We start from the raw sequence: 6,919 nt of genomic DNA on the forward strand, positions 1-6,919 counted from the left end.
CCGCCGGGCTCACCGGCGCCGGGCTCCTTCGAGCAGCTCCGCGGCGTGGGCGCGGGCGCTGCTGCTGCCGCCCTGGCCGGCGAGCATCCGTGCCAGCTCGACGACCCGGCCGTCGTCGTCGAGCGCCCGGACGCCGCTCGCGACGACGCTGCCGTCGCCGCCCTTCTCCACGAGGAGGTGGTGGTCGGCGAAGGCGGCCACCTGGGGCAGGTGCGTGACGACGAGGACCTGGGCGCGCTCGGCGAGGGCCGCCAGGCGGCGGCCGATCTCGACGGCGGCCCGGCCGCCCACGCCCGCGTCCACCTCGTCGAAGACGAAGGTCTCCACCGGGTCGGCCTGGGCGAGGACGACCTCGAGGGCGAGCATGACGCGGGAGAGCTCGCCGCCGGACGCGCCGCGCGCCAGCGGTCGCGGCTCCGCCCCGGCGTGCGCGGCCAGGAGCAGGGAGACGTCGTCGCCGCCGACGGGGGTGAGGCGGTCGGTGCGCTCGACGCGCACGACCAGGCGTGCGCCGCCCATCGCGAGGGCGGCGAGCTCCTGGGTGGCGGCCGAGGCCAGCCGCTGCCCGGCCGCCGTCCGCGCGGCGTGCAGCCGGCCCGCCAGCTCGTCCAGCTCGGCGGCGAGCGTGGCCTCCTCGGCGCCCAGCTGCGCGAGCCGGTCGTCGTCGCCCTCGAGGGCGAGCAGGCGGGCCGAGGCCTCCCGGGCCCAGGCGAGCACCGCGCTCGCGTCCTCCCCGTAGGCGCGCAGCAGCGGCCCGAGCTCGGCGCGGCGGTCCTGCACGGCCGCGAGCCGCGCCGGGTCCGCCTCGAGCGTCGCCAGGTGCGCGGCGACGTCGGCGCCGGCCTCGACGACGAGGACGGACACCTCGGCCAGCCGGTCGGCCAGCGCGGCGAGCTCCGGGTCGTGGGCCCGCACGGCGTCCAGGGCGTGGCGCGCGCCCTCGACCGCCGAGACGGCGTCCCCGGCCTCCCCCGCACCCTCGTCGTCCCCCGTGAGCGCGGCACGCGCCGTGGCGGCCGCGAGCCGGAGGTCCTCGGCGTGGGTGAGCCGCTCGGCCTCCTGCGCGAGGGCGAGGTCCTCGCCGGGCTGCGGGTCGACCCGCTCGACCCGCTCCAGGCCGTGGCGCAGCAGGTCGGCCTCCTGCGCCCTCTCGCGACCCCGGGTCCGGATCTCGTCGAGCTCGGCGCGGACGGCCCGGTGGCGCTCGTAGGCCCGGCGGTAGGCCGCGAGCGGCTCCGCGACCTCCTCGCCCGCGGAGGCGTCCACGACCTCCCGCTGGCGCTGCGGGGAACGCAGGAGCACCTGCTCGCTCTGGCCGTGGACGGCGACGAGGTCGTCCGCGAGCTCGCCCAGCAGCCCGTTCGGGACGGCGCGGCCGCCGACGTGGGCGCGGCTGCGCCCCCCGGCCGCGACCGTGCGGGCGACGAGCAGCTCGGCCCGGCCGCCGCCCGAGCCGTCGAGCTCGGCGCCCGCCTCGGTGGCGCGGGTGGCGGCGCCGCCCCGCTCGGGCAGCGTGAAGCGGCCCTCGACCACCGCCGACCGGGCGCCCGAGCGGACGGCACCGGCGTCCGCCCGCTCGCCGAGCAGCAGCCCGAGGCTCGTGACGACCATCGTCTTGCCGGCGCCGGTCTCCCCGGTGAGGACCGTGAGGCCGGCGCCGAGCTCCAGCGTCGAGCCCTCGATGACCCCGAGGTCGCGGATGCGGATCTCCTCGAGCACGCCTCAGCCCTCGTCGGCGGCGCGGGGAGCCGGTGCGCCGCGGGGCGTCCCCGACGGGCCGCCCGCCTCGGCGGGTGCCCCGTCGTCGGGTCCGCGCCAGCCCTCGACGGGCAGCCGGAACTTCGCGACGAGCCGGTCGGTGAAGGGCCCCTCGGTCAGGCGCGCCAGCAGCAGGGGGTGCTCGCCCCGCGTCACCTCGATGCGCGAGCGCGGCGGGAGCTGAGCCGTGCGCCGACCGTCGCACCACAGGACCCCGCCCCCGGCCGTGCGCGAGAGCACCTCGACGGCCAGCACCGACCGCGGCGAGGTGACCAGCGGCTTGGCGAACAGGGCGTGGGCCGAGATGGGCACCATGAGCAGGGCCTGGACCTCCGGCCACACCACCGGCCCCCCGGCGGAGAAGGCGTAGGCGGTGGAGCCGGTCGGCGTCGCCATGACGACGCCGTCGCAGCCGATGACTGACACGGGGCGCCCGTCCACCTCGGTGACCACCTCGAGCATCCGCTCCCGGTCGGCCTTCTCCACGCTCGCCTCGTTGACGGCCCAGGAGGTGCTGAGGCACTCGCCGTCGCGCAGGACGCGGACGTCGAGCGTCATCCGCTCCTCGACGACGTAGTCGCGGGCGGCGATGCGCCCGACCGTGCGGGCGAGGTCGTCGCGCTCGCTCTCGGCGAGGAAGCCGACGTGGCCGAGGTTCACCCCGAGCAGCGGCACGGGGCGGTGCCGGACGAGCTCCGCGGCGCGCAGGATCGTGCCGTCGCCGCCGAGGACGACGACCATCTCGGCGCCGAGCACGACGTGGTCCTCCACGTCGGACAGGTCCAGCACGGGGACGTCCTCGACCCCCGGGATCTCCGTCACCTCGTCGGCGAGCATCACCGGCCGCAGCCCGGCGTCGCGCAGCAGCTCGACGAGCTCGCGGGCCGCGCTCACGGCGCTCTCCCGACCGGTGTGCGTGAGGACGAGGACGGTGCGCTCCCCCGTCGCGCCGAGCTCGCAGACGTCGCGCCCCCCGTCGGGCTGGTCCGGGCCGGTCGACCGGTCGACCGGTCGGGTGCCGCCGGTCTCGGTGCCGCCGGTCTCGGTGCGGCCGGTCTCGGTGCGGCCGGTCTCGGTGCCGCCGGTCGTCACGGCCGCCGCCTCCTCGTCGTGGTCGTCGGGCCGTCCGGCGCCCGGCCTGTGGCGACGCCTGGGTCGACGCCTGGGTCGACGCCTGGGTCGACGCCTGGGTCGACGCCTGGGTCGACGTCCGGGTCGACGCCGGCGCCGGTGGGCCCCGCCGCCACGGCGCAGCGCACGAGCCCGTCGAGGTCGTCCACCGCCGGGCCCGGTCCGCTCCCCGCGTCGCCGGGGGACCGGAGCCGCAGGAAGTACTCGACGTTCCCGCTCGGCCCCGGCAGCGGGCTCGCCGCGCAGCCGACGACGCCGAGCCCGCCGTCGCCGGCGGCCCGGGCGACGTCGAGGACCGCCCGGACGCGCGCCTCGACGTCTCGCACCACACCCCCCGCGCCGAGCCGCTCGCGGCCCACCTCGAACTGCGGCTTGACCATGAGCAGGTGGTCGGCGCCCGCGGCGCTGCACGCCGCGAGGACGGGCAGGACCAGCCGCAGCGAGATGAAGGACAGGTCCGCGACGACCAGCGACGGCAGCTCGCCGAGGGCGCGGCGCACGTCGTCGGGGACCAGCGAGCGCACGTTCGTGCGGTCGAGGACGACGACGCGCTCGTCGTTGCGCACCGGCCAGGCCAGCTGGCCGTACCCCACGTCGACGGCCAGCAGCCGCGCGACCCCGCGGTCGAGCAGGACGTCGCAGAAGCCGCCCGTGGAAGCACCGGCGTCCAGGGCGGTGCGCCCCGCGACCTCGACGTCCGGGAAGGCCTCGAGGGCGCCCAGCAGCTTGTGGGCACCGCGGCTCGCCCACCGGCGACCGGACCCGGCCGGCCCCTCGTGGGGCTGCACCGGCGCGACGACGATCGCGGCGGCGACCTCGACCTGGGTCGAGGCCTTCGCGGCACGGCTGCCCCGCACGAGCACGGCCCCGTCGCCGACGAGGTCCGCCGCCTCGGTCCTCGAGCGGGCGAGGCCGCGGCGGACGAGCTCCACGTCCAGGCGGCGGCGGCGCGGCCCCGTCACCGGGCGGCGCCGGACAGGCGTTGCGCCAGCCGCTCTTGCAGGTCCTCGAGGACCTCCGCCTGCTGCAGCACCGGGGCGTCGGCGGGCAGGGCCTCCAGGTCGGCGAGGACGTCGTCCGTGCCGGCGCGCCCGTCCGCGCCGTCTCCGGGGTCCCCGGTGGCGCGCTGCCCCCCGGCCGGGCCGGGCGGGCTCGGGACCGGGCGTGGTCCGCCCGCGGCACGCGCGGGGAGGTCGCCGGCACTCACCCCGGCCACGCTACCGGGCGTCGAGGGGGGCGAGCCGCTCGAGCAGGTCGTCCGGGACCCGCACGTCCCCCACCTCCCAGCGCGCGGCGCACGCGGCGCGCAGCAGGTCGAGCAGCTCGCCGCCGTCGCGGGCGACGAGCGCTCCCGCGTCCACGGCCACCACGGCGTCGCCGCACCGCCAGCCGTGGTCGTCGCGCCGGGTGGCCGCCGGCGCCCGGTGCAGCGCCCCGAGGTCGGCCCCCAGGTGGTCCGGACGCTCGTGCGGGGCCGCGTCGAGGAGCCGGCGGACGTCGTCCACCCCCGTGGACACCCACAGGCTCGGGAGACCCGCGGCGCGGGCGCCGGCGACGTCGGTGTCGAGGCGGTCCCCGACGACGAGGGCCCGACGGCCCGCGGCCGCGCCCTCGAGCAGCGGGCGCTGCGGCTTGCCCGCGACCAGCGGCTCGGCGCCCGTCGCCGTCCGCACGGCCGCGACGAGGCTGCCGTTGCCGAGGGCGAGGCCCCGCTCGCGGGCGAGCACGGTGTCCGTGTTCGTCGCCACCCACAGGGCGCCCGCGCGGATCGCGTAGGCCGCCTCGGTGAGCTCCGCCCACCCGACCTCGGGACCGAAGCCCTGGAGCACGGCCGCCGGCCCGTCGTCCGCCGACGTCACGGGCTCCAGCCCCTGCTCCCGGCACGCGACCGCCGTACCGGGACCGCCGACGACCAGGACGCGGGCGCCCGGCCCCACCCGTTCCCGCAGGAGACGGGCACCCGCCTGCGACGACGTCCGGACCTCGTCGGGGGACGCCGGCACGCCGGTGCGACGGAGGTGGTCGGCGACGTCCTCGGGCGGCAGGGAGGCGTTGTTCGTCACGAAGAGCACCGGCAGCCCGCGGGCCCGGCAGGCGGCGACCCCCTCGGCCGCCCCCGGCACCGGACGGCCCCCGGCGTAGACCGTCCCGTCCAGGTCCAGCAGGACGACCTCGACGTCGTCGACGAGCGTGGTGCCGGCGGCGTCAGCCACGCGAGCCCCCGAGGTCCTGCGACCCGGGCATCTCGATGCCCCGGTCCCCCGCCGCGTCGCCGGCCCCGGGGTCGGCGTCCGCGTCGTCGGGCCGGCTCCGGCCGGACGTCGCCGTGGCACCGCCGGAGCGCAGCCCCCGGGGGGCGAGCAGCTCACGCACCCGGGCGAGGGCCTCGACGTACTCGGGACGGTGGGGGCGCATCGCCACCGCGAGGGCGAGCTGCTCGGCGGCCTGCGGCAGCCGACCGACCCGTCGTAGCGACTGCCCGTACCCGAACCTCGCGTAGTCCGAGTCGGGCGCCACGTCGGCGAGCCGCTCGAAGGTCGTCACGGCGGCACCGGGCCTACCGGCGGTGTACTGGGCTCGTCCCAGCGCCTCGAGGACGCTGGCCGACCGCGGCTCGTCGGCCGCCACCCGCTCCAGGACGGTGGCCGCTGCCGCGGCGTGGCCGGCCTCCAGCAGGCGCATCCCCCGCTGGAGCCACTCGTAGGTGCCGAGGGCGTCCTCGCCGCCGGGCTCGTCCGGGGCGGCTCCCTGCGGGGCGACGCTCATGCCTCGTCCCAGGAGACGACCCCGTCGTCGACCTGGTCGACCGGTGACGCGGCCGCCCCGCCTCCTCCGCCCCCCCGTCGGCGCGGGGGCCGCCCGGCGGCGACGAGCGCGTCGTCGTACGCCTCGCGGAGGCGCTCCTGCGCCTCCTCGAGCTCTGCCGGGACACGGGAGTCCAGCTCCGGCAGCTGGAGGCTCAGGACGGCCGCGTCGTGCTGCCCGAGGTCGCCCCGGGCACCGGCCATGACGATGGCGAGCTCGATCTGGCCGGCGCGGTCCAGGGCGTCCACCCCCGTCCCCGAGGCGGCGTCGAGCGCACGTTCGGGCCGACCGAGCCCCCGCTCGCAGTCGGCCATGACGGGCAGGTGAACCTGCGAGCCGGTCAGGCGCCGCGCGGTCCGGAGCTCGCGCAGCGCCTCCTCGTACTCGCCGGCGCGGTAGGCGGCCAGACCGGCCGCCTCCCGCACGGCTCCCACGCGCCCAGCGCGTCGCTGCGCCGCGCGGGCGTGCTCGAGCGCCCGCGCGGGGTCGGCGTCGAGGAGCTCGGCCACCATCACGAGGTGCCGCGCCACCGCCGTCGCGTTCTCCGAGGACAGGCCCCCAAGGTCGCGCCGCACCTCGCGGTCCAGCTCGTCCCCGGTGACCTGCTCGGGGACGTCCGGCTCGCGAGGCCGGGGCGGACGTCCGGCGCGGCGCTCGTCGGCGTCGCCCGGCGCGGACCGGGACGACCCCGCCGACGCAGCCCCCCGGGGCCCCCCGGACCGAGCCGGACGAGAAGCTGCGCCCGCTCGCCCGCCCGTCTGCGCGCCGGTCCCGTACCGCCCGCGGGGCGGCCTGTCGTCCCCTGCCGCCGCGGCCGAGGCGTCGCCACGGCGTCGACCTCCCGCACCCCGGTCGCGATCGTCTGCCATGTCCGCCCTCCTGCGCAGCGCCCGTGCGGCGCCTCTCGTCCGTCCGCGCACCAGCCTGCCCCACGAGCGGACGGCCGCGCGTCGTCCGCCGCTCACACGCCGACCGTGCCGGCCCGACGTCGACGGAGGAGCGTGCTTGCGACGCCCGGGCGACCCGGGGACCGCACGACGACGCTCTCGGAGCCGAGTCATCCTCGGACGACGGCGTCCGTGGAGGTGACCTGGCGCTCGCGACCGGCTGCTGGTCTCCGGGCATGCGAGAAGGGGCCGCCCGTCCCCGACCCGCACCACCAGCCCCCTCCTCCGAGGAGAAGAAGACCAGCAGCACGAGGCCAGGAGACGAACGACCCCCACCC

Annotated in this window: 7 protein-coding genes; all 7 read right to left on the minus strand. The window is 78.8% G+C overall.

The features are described from left to right. Positions 1–9 precede the first annotated feature (9 nt). From recN to WDZ17_RS14565, 7 genes are read right to left on the minus strand one after another with little or no spacing between them, the layout of a single operon-like run. Positions 10–1,719, minus strand: a complete 1,710-nt coding sequence (recN, locus tag WDZ17_RS14535) for a DNA repair protein RecN (protein WP_339575893.1) — start codon at positions 1,717–1,719, stop codon at positions 10–12. Positions 1,720–1,722: 3 nt separating this feature from the next. Further along, positions 1,723–2,850: an NAD kinase gene (locus WDZ17_RS14540; RefSeq protein ID WP_339575894.1), complete on the minus strand. Its 1,128-nt coding sequence runs from the start codon at positions 2,848–2,850 to the stop codon at positions 1,723–1,725. Then, entirely contained in the window at positions 2,847–3,821 is a 975-nt protein-coding gene (locus tag WDZ17_RS14545) for a TlyA family RNA methyltransferase (RefSeq protein WP_339575895.1), read from the minus strand. Before WDZ17_RS14545 ends, WDZ17_RS14540 begins: the two co-directional genes overlap by 4 nt. Before the next feature lie 26 nt (positions 3,822–3,847). Next, complete coding sequence (locus WDZ17_RS14550) at positions 3,848–4,096, minus strand: hypothetical protein (protein WP_339575896.1); 249 nt, start codon at positions 4,094–4,096, stop codon at positions 3,848–3,850. A gap of 10 nt (positions 4,097–4,106) precedes the next feature. After that, positions 4,107–5,102, minus strand: coding sequence for an HAD-IIA family hydrolase (locus WDZ17_RS14555; RefSeq protein WP_339575897.1), 996 nt, complete (start codon positions 5,100–5,102; stop codon positions 4,107–4,109). Next, a complete protein-coding gene (locus WDZ17_RS14560) occupies positions 5,095–5,655 on the minus strand; it encodes a tetratricopeptide repeat protein (protein ID WP_339575898.1) in 561 nt (186 codons plus the stop codon). The genes WDZ17_RS14555 and WDZ17_RS14560 overlap by 8 nt, the downstream gene beginning before the upstream one ends. After that, on the minus strand, positions 5,652–6,269 hold the full coding sequence (locus tag WDZ17_RS14565) for a hypothetical protein (protein WP_339575899.1): 618 nt from the start codon (positions 6,267–6,269) through the stop codon (positions 5,652–5,654). Before WDZ17_RS14565 ends, WDZ17_RS14560 begins: the two co-directional genes overlap by 4 nt. Positions 6,270–6,919 lie beyond the last annotated feature (650 nt).

The sequence above is a fragment of the Pseudokineococcus basanitobsidens genome (assembly GCF_037482545.1).
Classification (GTDB): domain Bacteria; phylum Actinomycetota; class Actinomycetes; order Actinomycetales; family Quadrisphaeraceae; genus Pseudokineococcus; species Pseudokineococcus basanitobsidens.